The 17,748-nt window shown below is 60.1% G+C and carries 16 protein-coding genes and 1 other annotated feature; of the genes, 6 read left to right on the plus strand and 10 right to left on the minus strand.

Translation table 11 applies throughout. From position 1 onward, the window contains the following. Nucleotides 1–8: 8 nt before the first annotated feature. The 6 genes from htpG to ACJ8IJ_RS10975 form a co-directional block, all read right to left on the minus strand. Nucleotides 9–1,874, minus strand: coding sequence for a molecular chaperone HtpG (gene htpG / locus ACJ8IJ_RS10950; protein WP_280630867.1), 1,866 nt, complete (start codon nt 1,872–1,874; stop codon nt 9–11). 143 nt (nt 1,875–2,017) lie between these two features. Continuing rightward, entirely contained in the window at nt 2,018–2,623 is a 606-nt protein-coding gene (recR, locus tag ACJ8IJ_RS10955; RefSeq protein WP_004940263.1) for a recombination mediator RecR, read from the minus strand. Then, nucleotides 2,623–2,952 (minus strand): YbaB/EbfC family nucleoid-associated protein, encoded by a 330-nt coding sequence (locus ACJ8IJ_RS10960; RefSeq protein ID WP_004940264.1) that lies wholly within the window; start codon nt 2,950–2,952, stop codon nt 2,623–2,625. Before ACJ8IJ_RS10960 ends, recR begins: the two co-directional genes overlap by 1 nt. Before the next feature lie 41 nt (nt 2,953–2,993). Next, on the minus strand, nt 2,994–4,952 hold the full coding sequence (gene dnaX, locus ACJ8IJ_RS10965; protein WP_004940265.1) for a DNA polymerase III subunit gamma/tau: 1,959 nt from the start codon (nt 4,950–4,952) through the stop codon (nt 2,994–2,996). Then, nucleotides 3,597–3,661 (minus strand) — a sequence feature (DnaX frameshifting element). Its footprint overlaps the gene before it by 65 nt. Before the next feature lie 92 nt (nt 4,953–5,044). After that, nucleotides 5,045–5,596: an adenine phosphoribosyltransferase gene (gene apt, locus ACJ8IJ_RS10970; protein ID WP_015376864.1), complete on the minus strand. Its 552-nt coding sequence runs from the start codon at nt 5,594–5,596 to the stop codon at nt 5,045–5,047. 153 nt (nt 5,597–5,749) lie between these two features. Beyond that, entirely contained in the window at nt 5,750–6,130 is a 381-nt protein-coding gene (locus ACJ8IJ_RS10975; RefSeq protein WP_004940275.1) for a DUF454 family protein, read from the minus strand. A gap of 134 nt (nt 6,131–6,264) precedes the next feature. Between ACJ8IJ_RS10975 and priC the strand changes: the two genes are divergently transcribed. Together priC and rsmS are read left to right on the plus strand one after the other, a co-directional pair. Continuing rightward, the gene (gene priC / locus ACJ8IJ_RS10980) at nt 6,265–6,801 is read left to right on the plus strand and encodes a primosomal replication protein PriC (RefSeq protein WP_131164603.1); all 537 of its coding nucleotides are present in this window, start codon (nt 6,265–6,267) and stop codon (nt 6,799–6,801) included. Between the two features lie 106 nt (nt 6,802–6,907). Then, nucleotides 6,908–7,087 carry a pleiotropic regulatory protein RsmS gene (gene rsmS, locus ACJ8IJ_RS10985; RefSeq protein ID WP_004940278.1) on the plus strand — a complete coding sequence of 60 codons (180 nt, stop codon included), beginning with the start codon at nt 6,908–6,910 and terminating at the stop codon, nt 7,085–7,087. Nucleotides 7,088–7,130: 43 nt separating this feature from the next. Here rsmS and mscK read toward each other — a convergent pair whose 3' ends face one another. The 3 genes from mscK to acrR all read right to left on the minus strand — a co-directional run bounded on the left by mscK (nt 7,131) and on the right by acrR (nt 11,664). Continuing rightward, nucleotides 7,131–10,514, minus strand: coding sequence for a mechanosensitive channel MscK (gene mscK / locus ACJ8IJ_RS10990; RefSeq protein WP_442518621.1), 3,384 nt, complete (start codon nt 10,512–10,514; stop codon nt 7,131–7,133). Between the two features lie 101 nt (nt 10,515–10,615). After that, on the minus strand, nt 10,616–10,969 hold the full coding sequence (locus ACJ8IJ_RS10995; protein ID WP_004940282.1) for a DsrE/DsrF/TusD sulfur relay family protein: 354 nt from the start codon (nt 10,967–10,969) through the stop codon (nt 10,616–10,618). Nucleotides 10,970–10,980: 11 nt separating this feature from the next. Beyond that, on the minus strand, nt 10,981–11,664 hold the full coding sequence (gene acrR / locus ACJ8IJ_RS11000; RefSeq protein ID WP_049188633.1) for a multidrug efflux transporter transcriptional repressor AcrR: 684 nt from the start codon (nt 11,662–11,664) through the stop codon (nt 10,981–10,983). Nucleotides 11,665–11,806: 142 nt separating this feature from the next. Here acrR and sdeX point away from each other — a divergent pair, with 142 nt between their 5' ends. The 4 genes from sdeX to ykgO all read left to right on the plus strand — a co-directional run bounded on the left by sdeX (nt 11,807) and on the right by ykgO (nt 16,752). Then, nucleotides 11,807–12,994, plus strand: a complete 1,188-nt coding sequence (gene sdeX, locus ACJ8IJ_RS11005; protein WP_004940290.1) for a multidrug efflux RND transporter periplasmic adaptor subunit SdeX — start codon at nt 11,807–11,809, stop codon at nt 12,992–12,994. Between the two features lie 17 nt (nt 12,995–13,011). Then, complete coding sequence (gene sdeY, locus ACJ8IJ_RS11010) at nt 13,012–16,158, plus strand: multidrug efflux RND transporter permease subunit SdeY (protein ID WP_004940301.1); 3,147 nt, start codon at nt 13,012–13,014, stop codon at nt 16,156–16,158. 186 nt (nt 16,159–16,344) lie between these two features. Beyond that, nucleotides 16,345–16,599: a type B 50S ribosomal protein L31 gene (locus tag ACJ8IJ_RS11015; RefSeq protein WP_004940303.1), complete on the plus strand. Its 255-nt coding sequence runs from the start codon at nt 16,345–16,347 to the stop codon at nt 16,597–16,599. Between the two features lie 12 nt (nt 16,600–16,611). Further along, nucleotides 16,612–16,752, plus strand: a complete 141-nt coding sequence (ykgO, locus tag ACJ8IJ_RS11020; protein WP_004940304.1) for a type B 50S ribosomal protein L36 — start codon at nt 16,612–16,614, stop codon at nt 16,750–16,752. Nucleotides 16,753–16,858: 106 nt separating this feature from the next. Here ykgO and ACJ8IJ_RS11025 read toward each other — a convergent pair whose 3' ends face one another. Then, the gene (locus ACJ8IJ_RS11025) at nt 16,859–17,737 is read right to left on the minus strand and encodes a metal ABC transporter substrate-binding protein (protein ID WP_004940307.1); all 879 of its coding nucleotides are present in this window, start codon (nt 17,735–17,737) and stop codon (nt 16,859–16,861) included. Nucleotides 17,738–17,748 lie beyond the last annotated feature (11 nt).

A 17,748-nucleotide genomic window follows, 5' to 3' on the forward strand; every position in this document is an offset into this window, starting at 1 on the left:
AATCAACTTCAGGCGGACAGCAACTTGTTCATGCGGCGGATGAACAGGTTCGGATCCTCCAGCGTGCCGCGTTCAGCCAGCAGCGCCTGATCCAATAACAGGTCGATCCATTCGGCGAAATGTTCGTTATCGCCCACGTCGGATGCGCGTTTGACCAGAGCATGTTCCGGATTAAGCTCGAAAATGTACTTCACTTCCGGCGCCTGCTGGCCCGCAGCGGCGAACAGCTTGGCCATCTGGGTGCTCATCTCGTCGGCGTCGGTCACCACGATCGCCGGCGTATCGGTCAGGCGGTGCGTCAGGCGCACATCCTTCACGCGATCGCCCAGCAGGGTTTTCACGCGTTCGATGAACGGTTCCAGTTGCTTCTCGGCGGCCTTCTGCTCTTCGGTTTCATCCGCCAGTTTATCCAGCGCTTCATCCGCCTTGCTGACCGACTGGAACGGCTTGCCGTCGAACTCGGTCAGGTAGCTCATCATCCACTCGTCGATGCGATCGGACAGCAGCAGCACCTCGATGCCTTTCTTGCGGAACAGCTCCAGGTGCGGGCTGCTCTTGGCCGCGGCGTAGCTGTCGGCGGTGATGTAGTAAATCTTCTCCTGCCCTTCCGCCATCCGGCTGACGTACTCTTCCAGCGATACGGTCTGCGCCGAGCTGTCACCGTGGGTAGAGGCGAAGCGCAGCAGTTTGGCGATCGCTTCCTGGTTACCGTTGTCTTCCGCCGGGCCCTCTTTCAGCACCAGACCGAACTGTTGCCAGAATTTCTGGTAGCCTTCGGCGTCGTCTTTGGCCAGCTTATCCAGCATCTGCAACACGCGCTTGGTCAGCGCGCCGCGCAGGTTTTGCGTCACACGGCTGTCTTGCAGGATCTCGCGCGACACGTTCAGCGGCAGATCGTTGGAGTCGATCAGGCCGCGCACGAAGCGCAGGTAGTTCGGCATGAACTGCTCGGCGTCGTCCATGATGAACACGCGCTGCACATACAGCTTCAGGCCGTGCTTGTGATCGCGGTTCCACATGTCCCACGGCGCCTGCGCCGGGATGTACAGCAGGCTGGTGTATTCCTGCTTGCCCTCCACCCGGTTGTGGCTCCAGCTCAGCGGATCGGTGAAGTCGTGGGCGATGTGTTTGTAGAACTCTTTGTACTCTTCGTCGGTCACGTCAGCCTTGCTGCGGGTCCACAGGGCCTGCGCCTTGTTGATCTTCTCCCAGGTGACGGTGTCGTCTTCTTCGTTTTTGCTTTCGATCTCCACCGGCAAGGCGATGTGATCGGAATATTTGCCGATCACCGAACGCAGGCGCCAGGCGTCGAGGTACTCATCTTCGCCTTCGCGCAGATGCAGGGTGATTTCGGTGCCGCGGGTCTCTTTGGTGATGTCGGCGATGGTGTAGTCGCCTTCGCCGGCGGACTCCCAGAACACGCCCTCGTCATCGGCGGCGCCGGCGGCGCGGGTGCGCACGGTCACTTTGTCCGCCACGATGAACGCCGAGTAGAAACCGACGCCGAACTGGCCGATCAGTTGGCTGTCTTTCGCCTGATCGGAACCGATGGATTCCAGGAACGCTTTAGTGCCTGACTTGGCGATGGTGCCGAGGTTTTCAATCACTTCTTCGCGGCGCATGCCGATGCCGTTGTCGGCGATGGTCAGGGTGCGCTGCTCTTTATCGAAGGACAAACGTACGCGCAGCTCGCCGTCGCCGGCGTACAGCTCTGGCGCGGACAGGGCGCGGAAGCGCAGCTTGTCGGCGGCGTCAGAGGCGTTGGAAATCAGCTCGCGCAGGAAAATTTCTTTGTTGGAGTACAGCGAATGGATCATCAAATGAAGCAGCTGTTTTACTTCAGACTGGAACCCGCGGGTTTCTTGACCTTTCATACTCATTGATTACCTCAAAAGACAATGGCTACCAAAATCGAACAATGAGGATCAGATGAGGGTCAGGGTGTTGTTTTTCAAGCGGACGGCGGGATTTTTTTGGCAAAAAACAATGGGGCCGGGCGGCCCCATCCGGGAAAACATCAGAACTTGATGGCGTGGCGCCCGGCCAGCGAATGCGACAGCGTGGTGCCATCGACCATCTCCAGCTCGCCGCCCACCGGCACGCCGTGGGCGATGCGGCTGGCGAGCACGCCATACTGGCCACACATCTCGGCGATGTAGTTGGCGGTCGCCTCCCCTTCCACCGTCGGGTTGGTGGCGAGGATCACTTCGGTGATGCTTTCCTTTTCCAGCCGTTGCTCCAGGCGATCCAGACCGATATCGCCCGGCCCGATGCCGTCCAGCGGCGACAGATGCCCCATCAGCACAAAGTAGCGCCCGGCGAACTGGCCGGTCTGCTCGATGGCGTGGATATCCGCCGGGCTTTCCACCACGCAAATCTGGCCGTTTTGCTGGCGGCGCGGATTGGCGCAGATGGTGCAGACGTCCTGTTCGGTGAAGGTGCGGCAGTCGGCGCAGTGGCCAATCTCCGACATCGCGCGCGTCAACGCCTGCGCCAGGCGCATGCCGCCGCTGCGATCGCGCTGCAGCAGTTGAAACGCCATGCGCTGCGCCGATTTCGGGCCGACGCCCGGCAAACAGCGCAGCGCCTCCATCAGGGATTCAAGGAGCGGGCTGGTTTGCATCAGAACGGCATCTTGAAGCCAGGCGGCAACTGCATGCCGCTGGAGACGGAGGCCATTTTCTCTTTCTGGGTCTCTTCGATGCGGCGCGCGGCGTCGTTAAACGCCGCGGCGATCAGATCTTCCAGCATCTCTTTGTCGTCTTCCATCAGGCTTGGATCGATTTCCACGCGGCGGCAGTTGTGCGCGCCGTTGATGGTGACTTTCACCAGGCCGGCGCCAGATTCGCCGGTCACTTCCAATTTGGCGACTTCTTCCTGCATCTGCTGCATTTTTTCTTGCATTTGCTGGGCTTGCTTCATCAGGTTGCCCAGACCGCCTTTACCAAACATAGTCGTCTCTCGTCGCTAGGGCCGCGCACCTCGCGCGGCGTTTAAAGGGGGCGAATACTCTCTTCATCCAGATCCGCGTCGAAGAATCGGCGCAGCGTCTGAATGTTGGTATCCGCTTCGATGGACTGGCGCGCCTGCGCCAGTTTTTCTTCATAGATGGCTTGTCGCCATTCCAGCGGGGTGCGCCCCGCCGGATTATCGTCCTCCACCACGGTCAGCTCAATCGGGCCGCCGTACAGCTCACCGAGCGCGTCGGCCAGCGTCTTCTGCGCCGAAGGCGAATTCAGATGGCGCTGCGAAGACCGCAGATGGAGGTTAATTTTGCCCGGCTCCGGCTGCTGCTTGAAGGCGTTCAACGCCAGCTGCTGCACCAATTTCGGGATCTTCAGCTTATCGATTTCTGCCGCCCAGGCGTCGCGCTCCAGCGACTCCACCACCAGCTTGGCGGCCAGTTCCGGCGTTTTCTCGTGTTCCAACGCCGTGCGCAGCGCTTTCGGCGTTGCCAGCGGTTCCGGCGCCGCTTCCGGCTCGGTTTGCGCGCGCCAACGATAGGCTTCCGGCTTCGCCGGTTTTTCCGGTACCTTCTTCTCCGCCAGGCGCTGCTGGCTGCGCTCGGTCACCGAAGCCAAACGCCCCAGCGCCGAGTTTGCCGGCCGCGCTATTCCTGGCGCCGCCGGCTCATTCTTTTTTGGTGTGGATGCTCCCTGCTGCCGTTGCAGCTGGGACCGCGCTTTCAACAGCTGGGCGGTGGCATCCGGTAAAGGGGCCGATGATTGTCGCTGCGGCGCGGCCGGCTGCCCTAGCGGCGGCGGCGCGTCCTGAAACTGCGGCGGCTGTGGCGATGCGGCCTGCTGCGGCTGCGCCATCGGCGCCGGCGCGGTCTGCACCAACGCCACCGGCTCTGGGATCACCGCTTTCGGGTGAAACGCCAGCGCACGCAGCAGGGTCATCTCAACCCCCATGCGGCGATCCGGCGCATAGGCCAGCTCTTTGCGGCCCACCAACAGCGTTTGGTAGTAAAGTTGCACATCGGCCGGCGGCAGGGTGCGCGCCAGCTCGCGCAGCCGTTGCTCCACGGCGGCGTATTGGTTGTCGAGCATCGAAGGCAACAGCTGCACCATCGCAATGCGATGCAGCAGCGCCAGCGTCTCCACCAGCAAGTTTTCCCAGTCCACACCGCGCGAAGCGGCCTGCGCGACCTGCGCCATCACCTTTTCGCCGTCGGCGCTGACCAGCGCTTCGAGGATCGCCAGCGGCTGCTCGTCATCGAGCGTGCCGAGCATCTGGCTGACGGTAGCGGCGGTCACCTGCCCCTGCCCCATGGCGATCGCCTGATCGGTCAGGCTCAGCGCGTCGCGCATGCTGCCATCGGCGGCGCGCGCCAGCAGCTGCAGCGCGCGGGCGTCGCTGGTGATCTGCTCCGCCGTCAGCACCGTTTCCAGCTGCTGACGGATCTGATCGACGTCCAGCGCTTTGAGGTGGAACTGCAGACAGCGCGAGAGAATGGTCACCGGCAGCTTTTGCGGATCGGTGGTGGCCAACAGGAATTTGACGTGCGGCGGCGGCTCTTCCAGCGTCTTCAGCAACGCGTTGAAGCTGTGGCGCGAGAGCATGTGCACTTCGTCGATCAGGTAGACCTTGAAGCGGCCGCGCGCCGGCGCGTACTGGACGTTGTCCAGCAGATCGCGGGTATCTTCCACCTTGGTTCGGGAAGCGGCGTCGATCTCGATCAGATCGACAAAGCGCCCCTGCTCGATCTCGCGGCAGTTGTCGCATTGGCCACATGGCGTGGCGGTGATGCCGGTTTCACAGTTCAGGCCTTTGGCCAGCAAGCGGGCGATGGTGGTTTTCCCCACGCCGCGCGTGCCCGAGAACAGATAGGCGTGATGGATCCGCCCCAGCGAGAGGCCGTTGGCCAGCGCGGTCAGGACATGTTCCTGGCCGACCACGTCTGCGAACGTTTGAGGGCGCCACTTACGGGCGAGAACCTGATAGCTCATTAATACCGGAGAAGTCGAGGAATCTGGAGGGTCATGCTAACACAGCCCCGCGGCGATCCGCGAGGCCGTTGTACCCAAGGGGCAATGCCGCATCAATGGCCGGCGAAGTCCACCAGGCAGTAGCAATCGATGCCCAGCTTGTTCAGACGCGCTTCCCCGCCCAGATCCGGCAGGTTGATGATGAACGCGGCGTCGTTCACTTCACCGCCCAGACGGCGGATCAGTTTGGTGGTCGCTTCGATGGTGCCACCGGTCGCCAGCAGATCGTCCACCACCAGCACTTTGTCACCCGCGGTGATGGCATCGGTGTGGATCTCCAGCTTGTCGGTGCCGTACTCCAGCTCATAGCTTTCGCTGAGCGTGGCGCGCGGCAGTTTGCCCGGTTTGCGCACCGGCACGAAACCGACGCCCAGCGCCAGCGCGACGGGCGCGCCGAACAGGAAACCACGCGCTTCGGTACCCACCACCTTGGTCACGCCCGCTTCGCGATAGCGCTCAACCAGCAGCTCGATGCTGGCGGCATAGGCCAACGGGTTTTCCAGCAGGCTGGTCACGTCGCGGAACAGGATGCCCGGCTTCGGATAATCCGGGATGGTTTTGATACTGTCTTTAATAAACTGAAGCTGCTGCGCAGTAGCGGTCATAATTGTTGCCTGATAAAACTGCCTGAAAACCGGCGCGCCGCTCACCCGCCGCCCCCGGGAGAAACACACCGGAGAAGAAATGGAAGGCGATCCGCGCACGAAAACGCCCAAATCTATGCAAACTGGCGGACAAATGCAACCAGCGGCGCACAATCAGCGCTGTTTTTGTTGCGGCAGGTCAATAACCGGCAGACGCAGCATAAAGGTCAGCAAAATGGCCAGCATCAGCAGCAACAGCCCGCGCACCCACCAGATTTTCACCAGCCACAGCGAACAGGCGAAGGTCAGCACGATCACCAGCACCGCCTTCCACTTCGCCCCCGGCGGCAGCGCGCGATGCTGCTGCCAGTGGCGCAGGTAAGGGCCGAACCAGGAACGGTGCAGCAGCCAGTGATGAAAGCGCGGCGAAGAGCGGGCGAAACACCAGGCGGCCAACAGCAGGAACGGCGTGGTCGGCAGCAGCGGCAGCACCACGCCCAACGTCGCCAGCACCACCGCCAGCCAGCCCAAAATGATCAATAACCCACGCGTCATGCGGCTCTTCGCTCCTCAACCTGTTGCCGCCTACTGTAGCATCGGCGCCGCGCCGGCGGAATATGCATGCGGCGCTTGTTTCACAGCAGCATCGCGGGCAAGCTTACGCCTGTTGAAATCAAGAGGGAGCTTATGTGAGCACTCAGCGTCTATTACAGGTGTTGGCACAGCAGATCGCGGCGCTGGCGGCCGAAGTGACCCCGCGCGGCGACGTTCCGATCCCGCAGGCGCGCTTCGACGCCGCCCTGTTCGCCAATCGCGGCACGCGGCTGCGCGACTACCTGGCCGAGGTGGAGAAGAATTTCGCCCAGCTGCAAAGCGCCACCAACGACAACCGCACCAGCCAGGTGGCCTTTCTGGCCGAAAAACTGGTGGCTCAGATCGCCGCCCTGCAGCGCGAGCTGGCGACCCAGGCGCTGCGGCGCAAGAACCAGCCGAAAGAAGCCCCCGAGGCCGATCTGTACCACAAGCTGGCCGAACATCAGGACTACGAACGCCGGCTGATCGCCATGATTCAGGATCGGGAAAGCCTGCTCGGCCGCCAAACCACGCTGGCGGCACAGCAAAAACTGCAGCACGAGCTGGCGGCGCTGGAGGGGCGGCTGATGCGCTGTCGTCAGGCGTTGGCGCGCATCGAGCGCAATATCGAGCGCAAAGAAAACGGTTTTTGAAGATTTATCACAATATTTTAATGATTATTCCCGGTTGCGCGCCGGGTTCACTATACTCTGCCGGTACGCGAGTTATTCATCCCATTAATTAATAAGCGCAGGTGCTATGTCTCTGGAAAACGCCTCACCCGAACTGCAGCTGGCGGTAGACTTGATTTACCTGCTGGAATGCAACGAGATCGATCCGGTCACCGCACTGGCGGCGCTGGATATCGTCAAACGGGATTATCAGGAAAAGCTGCAGCGCGCCGGCGTCACCTCGCCCTATCTGCCCGCCGGACAGTAACCAGGGACAGCGCCGCGCTGTCCCTTTCGTCTTTCAACGTTCATCAGCCCGCCGTCTGGCCGCCGTCGTCCGGCGACAGCGTTCTTTTCACTTCCTGCACTTCGTTGCCCTGCTGGTTATGCAGATATACCTCCAGCTGGTTGAAAGCGATGTCGATGTCGTTTTCCCGGCACAGGCGGTCGATTGAGCGGTTCAGTTCGTCTACCGTGTAGCTGCGATCGCGCAGTTCGCGCACATACAGCCGCAGTTCGTGATCCAGCGTGCTGGCACCGAAGTTGAGGAAGAACACCTGCGGTTCGGGATCGGTCATCACCCGCGGGTTGTCGTGCGCCGCCTGCAGCAACACCTTTTTCACCTTGTCGAGATCGGAGCCGTAAGCCACCCCCACCTTGATCAGCACGCGAGTGATGGTATCGGACAGCGACCAGTTGATCAGCCGCTCGGTGACGAACGCCTTGTTCGGAATGATCACCTCTTTGCGATCGAAGTCGGTAATGGTGGTGGCGCGAATGCGGATCTTGCTGACCGAACCGGAGAAGGTGCCGATGGTGATGGTATCGCCGATGCGGATCGGGCGTTCGAACAGAATGATCAGGCCGGAGACGAAGTTGGCGAAGATCTCCTGCAACCCGAAGCCCAGCCCGACCGTCAGACCGGCGGCCAGCCATTGCAGTTTGTCCCAGGAGACGCCGAGCGATCCCAGCGCAACCACGGCGCCCACGGCGGTAATCAGGTAAGTGAGCACGGTGGTGATGGCGTAAGACGCCCCCTGCCGCAGCTGCAGCCGCGACAGCACCACCACCTCCAGCAGACCAGGCAAGTTGCGGGTGAGCACGTAGGCGACGATCACTGCGGCGATCGCCACCATCATGTTGCCCAGCGTCACCGCCTGCGCCACGCTGCTGCCCGCCACGGTGCTGGTGTAATGCCACAGCGTGATGCTGTCCAGATAGGCGATGACCGTCACCAGATCCGACCAAATGGCATAGAAGGCGCTGGCGAAGATGGCGAACAGCACCAGGGTGGTCAGGCGCAGCGACTGCTGGTTGATCTGATCGAGCGCCAGCGGCGGCTCTTCCACCACCGGTTCACCGCCTTCGGCCCCCTCTTTCGCCACGTTTTGCCGCCGCGCCAACGCGCGCCGGTAGGCCAGACGCCGCGCCGCCACGCTCAGGCCACGCAGCGCGGTCAGGTACACGATATTCCACAGGAAAAACAGATACAGGCTGTCTATCCAGCGGCTGGCCAGCCGCAGCGTGGTATAGAAGTAACCGGCGAACATCAGCCCCAGCAGGATCAGCGGCGTGGCGGCGATGGCAGTAACCACCATCAGCCGCACGGCGTGCGAGCCCTTTTCGCGCCAGCTGTCGCGACACAGCGGGAACACCAGCACCGCGAGCAGCGCCAGCGTCAGCATCACCACGATCTGGCCGATAACATCTTCCACCAGGCGCAGCGGCGCTTTTTCGCCCAATACCGACCAGAAGATCAGCGGCTGCAGCGCCAATCCCAGCCGCAGCGTCTGCCGGCGGTAATGCGCGCACAGATTGGCGCCGAAGTTGAAATGCCGCTCGGCGATGCCGCCCGGTTTCAGCATGCGATAGCTGAAGCCGAACACCAGCCACGACAGCGCCAGCTGCTGCGACAATGCCCAGATAAAGTCGCTGATGCCGAAATCGGCGCGATACATCCAGAAACCGACGCCGAGCAGCAGCGCGGCGCCGGGCAATACCTTCAGCAAGGTCAGCGCGATGGCCTTCGGCGTATGCAGTTGGCCGTCGCGCTTCAGTTGCCCCACATCGCTGGCCAGCTTTTGTAAATGGCCGTCGATCAGCCGGTAGCGCCAGCGCAATACCCCGATCGCCAACAGCAGCGGGATCAGGAACACCAGCGCATTCAACCCGCCCTGCACCAGCTTGCCGCCGTCGAATTTGAGATCGAGCCCGGCAAGCTGATCGCGCACCGCCTCCGGCATCGCCTTCAGCCACGCCAGATCGACCGGTTTATTGCTGTTGACCCAGAAGATCTGCTGGGTCAGCGTATCCTGCAACGAACCGTAGACGCTGGTGAGCTGCTGCTGATTGATCTGCAGGTTGATCGACAGCGACAGCTGGTTGCTGAGCTGCTTGTTCAGCTGATCCAGCAGCTCGCGGCGCATGTCGACGATCTCGTTCAACGCGTCGATCACTTCCGGGCCGGCCTTTTCCTTGCTTTCGGCCACCAGTTGGTTGATGTAATCCTCCCCCTTGAACAGATCGTCGCGTTGCTGATTGATATCGAACTGCTCCAGCCGCAAATCGGCGATGCGCGTGTCCATATCCGCCAACAGCGTGCCCTGCGGCAGGCTCTGCTGCTGCTGATACAGGATGCGCGATAGCACCAGGCTGCCCTTCAGCACCTGGATCTGCTCTTTCAGGTTACGCTCCGCCTGCAGCCCGCGATCGAGCCAGTTTTTGACCCGAATATTCTGCTGGAACAGGGTGTTGCTCTCTTCGGTGGCGGCGATCAGCCGCTGGCTCAGCTGGCGGTTGACGTCCAGCTGCTTGCTGACCAGCTGATCGTGCTGGATATCAGTGGCGTCTTCCGGGTTCTGCGCCTCTTTGGCGGTCTTTTCAGATAGCGTCAACCGCTTGCTGTTGACGATCTCCTGCAACAACTGCACCGCCCGATCCAGCGCGTCGATATGCGCCGTGGTGTAGTCGCGCTGTTTTTGCAGCAGATCCTGCAGCGTGGTATTGGCTTCCAGGCTTTTGCGCTGCAGCTCCAGCTGCGCATTGAGCAGCGCCTGCTCGGTGCTCAGCATCACCTGCTGGCTGTTGCGCAGCGAATCTTGCCCCGGCGTCTGGCCGCTAAGCTGGCTGCGGATCTCCTGCAGGCGCTGCGAGGCGGCGTACATGGTGCTTTGTACCCGTTCGGGCTGGGTTTGCAGCGACACCAGTTGGCTGTTGTAGGTGGAGAGGCTCTCCTGCGCGTTTTGCAGCTCGTCGAGCGTTTGATACAGCCGGCTTTCCAACTGGCGCAGCGACAACGGCAACAGCGCAGCGCGCGCCGCCGCATTGTCCACCGGCTGCTTCAGCGCATCCAGTTCGGCGGTCACCTGATTGAGCTTCACCGGCGCCTGCTGCACCTGCTGTTTAAGCTGCGCGGCGTCCTGCCGGTTGCGCTCGATGGCGTCCAGCAGCTCCAGCGTGCGGGTCAAATCCTGCTGGGACAGCTTTTCGACCGGCGTCAGGGCTTTTTGCTTGTTCAGCGTTTCCAGCTGACTTTGCACTTCGCTGCGCTGCGGCAAATCGCCGTTCAGCGCCGCCTGCGCCGGCAAGCTCAGCGCGCAAATCAGGAAAAGAAGTGTCGCGGCGGCGATGCGCCGCCGGCATGCGCCGACAAACGAGCGCGGCGCCAGAGAGGGCAGAGTCAACCAGCGATGCATGATTTAGCTTCGGAATCGGTTAAGAAGCCTGAAGATTATCACGACAGCCGGCAGGCAACGAACAACAAAAGCGTTGCCGGTGATGTCCCATTGTCGCGAAATCAGAAAGTCAGCACTTTCTCCGCCGCCAGCGTCCACTGCGCCAGCTCGACCAGCGTGCCGATCGCCACGCCGTCCGCCAGCGGCAAGCGGCTGACGCCGCGCGCGTCGGCGCAGGTCTTGCACAGCTTGACCGGCACCTGCTGCGCGGTGAGGATTTCCAGCATCTGCTGCAGGTGGTACCCCTCGTGCGGCTGCTGCCCGGCCAACCCGGCCACCACCGCATCGGACATCAGAAACAGCCGCAGATCGAGACTGCTCTGCTGCTCTTTCATGGCGATGGCCAACCGCAGCGCATTGAACAAGGATTCGTGGCCATAGGCGGCGCCATTGGCGATGAGAACGACTGATGACATGAAATCTCTCCTTATAAAGGCAGGGAGCCGGCGTTGGACGGTGCTGCCGTCGGCATATCGGATCTGAGGCGCAAGGTGGGGCAAAACTGCAGCATCTCCAAAAACGCATCCACCAGCGCTTCGGCTTCGGCCCGCAAATCGAAACTTTCCGGCATAAACAGCCAGTTTTCCAGCAGGCCGGTGATATAACCGCGCAGGATGATCGCCGCGCGACGAGTGTGCAGATCGGCCGGCAATTGCCCGTGGTGAATGCAGTTGTACAGCACCGCTTCGATGCGTTCGTAACCGGCGAGGTACAGCACCTTGCGCGAATCCAGCAGCGGCATCATTTCACCGACAAACTCGCATTTGTGGAATATAATTTCCATCAACGCCCGCCTGCGGCCGTCTTCAACCGTAGACGTCAGAACGTAAATCAGAATTTCCCGGATAACCCGCAGTGGATTATCGGGAAACTTTGCCTGATACTCTGTTTCGAGCTGGTCAATTTTCGGCTCGGTAGATTCCCAAACTTCATTAAACAGGTCTACCTTATTCTTGAAGTGCCAGTAAATGGCTCCACGCGTAACCCCAGCAGCGGTGGCAATATCTGTCAGTGACGTTGCAGCAACGCCACGTTCAGAGAACTCTCTCACCGCAGCATCGAGGATTTGCTGTCGGGTTTCTTGCGCCTGCTGTTTGGTTTTTCGTGCCATGGCATTGTTATTTAGGGGGAGTGTGATTTACATACATTCGCGAATGTATGTACCATAGCACGCACATATAATTAACGCAGCAATGGGTTTTAAAGCTTGTGATCCATTGATCATTTTGAAATCGGACACTTGAGGTTTTTCTATGAACAAAAACAGAGGGTTAACGCCTCTGGCGGCCGTTCTGATGCTTTCAGGCAGCTTAGTGCTAACAGGATGTAACGATAAAGAAACCCAACAGCAAGGTGCCCAACAACAGGCACCTGAAGTGGGCGTAGTCACCTTGAAGGCCGAGCCTCTCAACATCACTACCGATCTTCCTGGCCGCACCGCTGCGTATCGTATCGCCGAAGTTCGCCCTCAGGTCAGTGGCATCATCCTGAAGCGCAACTTCGTCGAAGGCAGCGATATCAAGGCCGGGACGTCTCTGTACCAAATCGATCCCGCCACCTATCAAGCCAGCTACGACAGCGCGAAAGGCGATTTGGCCAAAGCACAGGCCAGCGCTTCCATCGCACGCGTGACGGTAAACCGCTACAAGCCATTGCTGGGTACCAGCTATATCAGTAAGCAGGACTACGACAACGCCGTCTCCACGCTGCAGCAAGCGGATGCCGCCGTCGTGGCCGCCAAGGCCGCCGTCGAAACCGCGCGCATTAATCTGGCGTACACCAAAGTGACCTCCCCGATCTCCGGCCGCATCGGCAAATCCGCCGTGACCGAAGGCGCGCTGGTCAGCAACGGCCAGGCGACCGCCCTGTCCACCGTGCAACAGTTGGATCCGATGTATGTCGACGTCACCCAGTCGAGCACCGACTTCCTGCGCCTGAAGCAAGAACTGGCCAGCGGCGCGCTGAAGCAGGAAAACGGCAAGGCCAAGGTGAAACTGATGCTGGAAAACGGCACCGAATATGCGCAGGAAGGCACGCTGGAATTCTCTGACGTCACCGTCGATGAGACCACCGGCTCCATTACCATTCGCGCCCTGTTCCCTAACCCGAACGATACGCTGTTGCCGGGCATGTTCGTGCGCGCCCGTCTGGACGAAGGCGTACGCAGCGATGCGCTGCTGGTGCCGCAGCAAGGCGTCACCCGCAACCCGCGTGGTGAAGCGACGGCGTTAGTGGTCGGTGCAGACGATAAAGTTGAGCTGCGCACGCTGAAGGCGGACCAGGCGATTGGCGACAAATGGCTGGTTACCGATGGCCTGAAAGCCGGCGATCGCGTGATCGTCTCCGGCCTGATGAAAGTGCATCCAGGCGCGCAGGTAAAGGTGCAGGAAGTTGACACTCAGGCGCAAAAACAGCCGCAGTCTGAAGCGCAGAAGTCATAAAAAGGAGCCTGTAATACATGGCTAAGTTCTTTATAGACCGCCCAATTTTCGCCTGGGTAATCGCCATCATCGTCATGTTGGCGGGGGTGCTTGCAATAATGAAACTGCCGATCGCGCAGTATCCCACTATTGCACCGCCGGCGGTGAGTATTTCCGCCACCTACCCGGGCGCAGATGCCAAAACGGTGCAGGATACCGTCACGCAGATTATCGAACAGAACATGAACGGTATCGATAACCTGATGTACATGTCCTCCACCAGTGATTCCTCTGGTAGCGTCACCATTACCCTGACGTTTGAATCCGGCACCGATCCTGACATCGCGCAGGTTCAGGTCCAGAACAAACTGTCGTTGGCCACCCCGCTGCTGCCGCAAGAAGTTCAGCAGCAGGGCCTGAAAGTAGAAAAATCCAGCAGCAGCTTCCTGATGGTGGCCGGCTTCGTTTCCGACGATCCGAACATGACGCAGGACGATATTGCGGACTACGTGGCATCCAACATCAAGGATCCGATCAGCCGTTCGTCCGGCGTGGGTGAAGTGCAGCTGTTCGGTGCCCAGTACGCGATGCGTATCTGGCTGGACCCGAACAAGCTGAACAACTACCAGCTGACGACCACGGACGTGACCTCCGCGATCACCGAGCAGAACAACCAGATCGCCGCTGGCCAGCTGGGCGGCCTGCCGCCGGTGCCGGGGCAGCAGTTGAACGCCTCGATCATCGCGCAGACCCGTCTGACTTCGCCGGAAGAGTTCGGCAAGATCCTGCTGAAGGTGAATACCGACGGTTCCCAGGTGCGCCTGCGCGACGTCGCTCACATCGAGCGCGGCGCGGAAAGCTATGCCGTTACCGCACGTTATAACGGCAAGCCTGCCGCCGGCCTGGGTATCAAGTTGGCAACCGGTGCCAACGCCTTGAACACCGCCAAAGGTGTGAAAGACGAGCTGGCCAAGATGGCGCCATTCTTCCCGCAAGGGATGAAAGTGGTTTATCCGTACGACACCACCCCGTTCGTTAAAATCTCCATCAACGAAGTGGTGAAAACGCTGATCGAAGCCATCATCCTGGTGTTCCTGGTGATGTATCTGTTCCTGCAGAACTTCCGCGCGACGCTGATCCCAACCATCGCGGTGCCGGTAGTACTGTTGGGGACCTTTGCGATACTCGCGGCGTTCGGCTTCTCGATAAACACCCTGACGATGTTCGGCATGGTGTTGGCGATCGGCCTGCTGGTGGATGACGCCATCGTGGTGGTGGAAAACGTCGAGCGCGTCATGTCCGAAGAGGGGCTGCCGCCGAAAGAAGCCACCCGTAAATCGATGGGCCAGATCCAGGGCGCGCTGGTGGGCATCGCCATGGTGCTGTCAGCGGTATTCGTGCCGATGGCGTTCTTTGGCGGCTCAACCGGCGCCATCTATCGCCAGTTCTCGATCACCATCGTGTCCGCGATGGCGCTGTCGGTGCTGGTGGCCTTGATCCTGACGCCGGCGCTGTGCGCCACCATGCTCAAACCGATCCCGAAAGGCGATCACGGGGTTAAAACAGGCTTCTTCGGCTGGTTTAACCGCATGTTCGAGAAGAGCACGCATCACTATACCGACAGCGTGGGCAACATCCTGCGCAGCACCGGCCGCTATCTGATCATCTACCTGCTGATCGTGGTTGGCATGGGCCTGCTGTTCCTGCGCCTGCCTTCCTCGTTCCTGCCGGACGAAGATCAGGGCATCCTGTTGACCATGGTGCAGTTGCCTGCCGGCGCCACCGAGTCCCGCACCAACAAAGTGCTGGAAGAAGTCTCTGACTACTTCCTGAACAAGGAAAAGGACAACGTGGTTTCGGTGTTTACCGTCGCGGGCTTCGGCTTCAACGGTAACGGCCAGAACAACGGCCTGGCATTCGTCAGCCTGAAAGACTGGGGCGAGCGTCCGGGGGCCGGGAACAAGGTCGAAGCGATCGCCGGTCGCGCCATGGGCGCCTTCTCGCAGATTAAAGAAGGCCTGGTGTTCCCGTTCAACCTGCCGGCGATTATCGAACTCGGTACCGCAACCGGCTTCGACTTCGAGCTGATTGACCAGGGCGGCCTGGGGCACGAAAAACTGACCGAAGCGCGTAACCAGCTGTTGGGCATGGTTGCTCAGCATCCGGATGTGCTGGTGGGCGTGCGCCCGAACGGCCTGGAAGATACGCCGCAGTTCAAACTGATCGTCGATCAGGAGAAAGCCAAGGCGTTGGGCGTCAGCATCACCACCATTAACAGCACGCTGAGCACCGCGCTGGGTGGCTCGTACGTCAACGACTTCATCGACCGCGGTCGTGTGAAGAAGGTGTACGTACAGGCCGAAGCGCCGTTCCGCATGCTGCCGGAAGACATCAACAAGTGGTACGTGCGCGGTACCAGCGGCCAGATGGTGCCATTCTCCGCCTTCTCTTCGGCGAAATGGGAATACGGCTCACCGCGTCTGGAACGCTATAACGGCTTGCCGTCGATGGAAATTCTGGGCCAGGCCGCACCGGGCAAGAGTACCGGTGAAGCGATGAACCTGATGGAGCAACTGGCATCCAAACTGCCAAGCGGCATCGGTTACGACTGGACCGGCATGTCCTATCAGGAACGTCTGTCGGGCAACCAGGCGCCGGCGCTGTACGCCATCTCGATTCTGGTGGTGTTCCTGTGTCTGGCGGCGCTGTATGAAAGCTGGTCCGTGCCGTTCTCGGTCATGCTGGTATTGCCGCTGGGGGTTATCGGTGCGTTGTTGGCCGCGACGATGCGCGGCATGAACAACGACGTATACTTCCAGGTAGGGCTGCTGACCACCATTGGTCTATCGGCGAAGAACGCCATCCTGATCGTGGAATTCGCCAAAGACCTGATGGAAAAAGAAGGCAAAGGCCTGATCGAGGCGACATTGGAAGCGGTGCGTATGCGTCTGCGTCCAATCCTGATGACGTCCCTGGCCTTCATCCTCGGGGTTCTGCCGCTGGTTATCAGCAGCGGTGCGGGCTCCGGCGCACAGAACGCGGTTGGTACCGGCGTAATGGGCGGGATGATCACCGCTACCGTCTTGGCGATCTTCTTCGTACCGGTGTTCTTCGTGGTGGTTCGCCGCCGCTTCAGCAAGAAGAACGAAGACCTGGAACACAGCCATCCGGTAGAGCACCACTGATCGCTAAGTGATGTGAGCTCCACCCGATAATCGAAAAGGCCGCGCATGCGGCCTTTTTCTTTTGCTTCAGTTGCTTAATGCAAACCGTTCTCATTAATTCGCTCGTGAGTGCAATTTACGCTTGATCATGATGTCAGGTCGGCGCATAATTATTGTTATAGTATAACATTACATGAGAGAGCCATTATGAAACCCGGCATCCATCCCGATTACCGCACCGTGGTGTTCCACGACGTCAGCGCCAATGCCTACTTCAAAGTGGGATCGACTATCAAAACCGATCGCACTATCGAACTGGACGGCGAAAGCTGGCCGTATGTCACCCTCGACGTCTCTTCCGCTTCGCATCCGTATTACACCGGTAAGCAGAAAGACTATTCCAAAGAAGGCAGCACGGCGCGCTTCCAGCAGCGCTTTGGCCGCTTTATCGGCAATAAGTAACAAGGAAACCCCATGCAGGTATTGAGTTCATTGCGTTCGGCGAAAAATCGCCATCCGGATTGCAAAGTCGTGCGTCGTCGTGGCCGCATCTATGTGATCTGTAAAAGCAATCCGCGATTCAAAGCGGTACAGGGACGTAAGAAAAAGCGTTAACTCCCAAGTGTCATCTGTCGCAAAGCCCCGTTGCTGCTCAACGGGGCTTTTTTTATGGCGAGAAAGTGCCTGCAAGCTGTCCCCCACCCGCGGGCGGGGGCAGAGATTACTTCATGCTGCTCAGCAACGTGTCGACATTGTGTTTGAACGCCTGCTCATAGGTGGCCGCCGGGCCGCCGGCGCGGGAGAGCGCTTCAGGGTACAGCTCGCCGCCCGCCTTGGCGCCGGTGGCGGCGGCAATCTGCTTCACCAGCCGCGGATCGGTCTGGTTTTCGATAAAGTAAGCGTTAACCTTCTCCTGTTTAATCTGCTTAATCAGGTTCGCCACGTCGCTGGCGCTGGCTTCCGCTTCGGTGGAAAATCCGACCGGGGCAAGGAAGGTGACGCCATACTCTTGTCCAAAGTAGCCAAAAGCATCATGGCTGGTCAGCACCTTACGTTTCTGCGGCGGCACTGCGGCAAACTGGGTTTTGGCCCACAGATCCAGCTTTTGCAGCTGCTGAATGTAGTCGGCGCCGCGCTGGCGAAAATAGTTGGCATCCTCAGGATCGGCGGCAATCAGGGCGTTCATCACGTTGGTGGCGTACTGCACGCCGTTTTTCATGCTGTTCCAGGCGTGAGGATCGGTAATCGGTTTGCCATCCTCTTCCATCTGGCGGGTGTTGATGCCCTGTGAAGCGGTGATCACCTGCCCTTTATAACCCGAAGCCTTGACCAGGCGATCGATCCACCCTTCCAGCCCCAGGCCGCTGACGAATACCACATCAGCCTGAGCCAGCTTCTTGCCGTCCTGCGGCGAAGGCTCGAAACTGTGCGGATCGCCATCCGGCCCCACCAGCGTGCTGACCTTGACGTGATCGCCGCCCACCTGCTTGACGATATCTCCAAGAATGGAAAAGCTGGCGACGGCGTCGACGGTCTTCGCCATCGCCAATGGGCTGGCCAGCAGAGCAGCTACCGCCAGCGATATAGGTAAACGTTTCATATTTTCTCCTT

This window comes from Serratia sp. CY40230 (assembly GCF_052168835.1).
Lineage (GTDB): Bacteria > Pseudomonadota > Gammaproteobacteria > Enterobacterales > Enterobacteriaceae > Serratia > Serratia nematodiphila.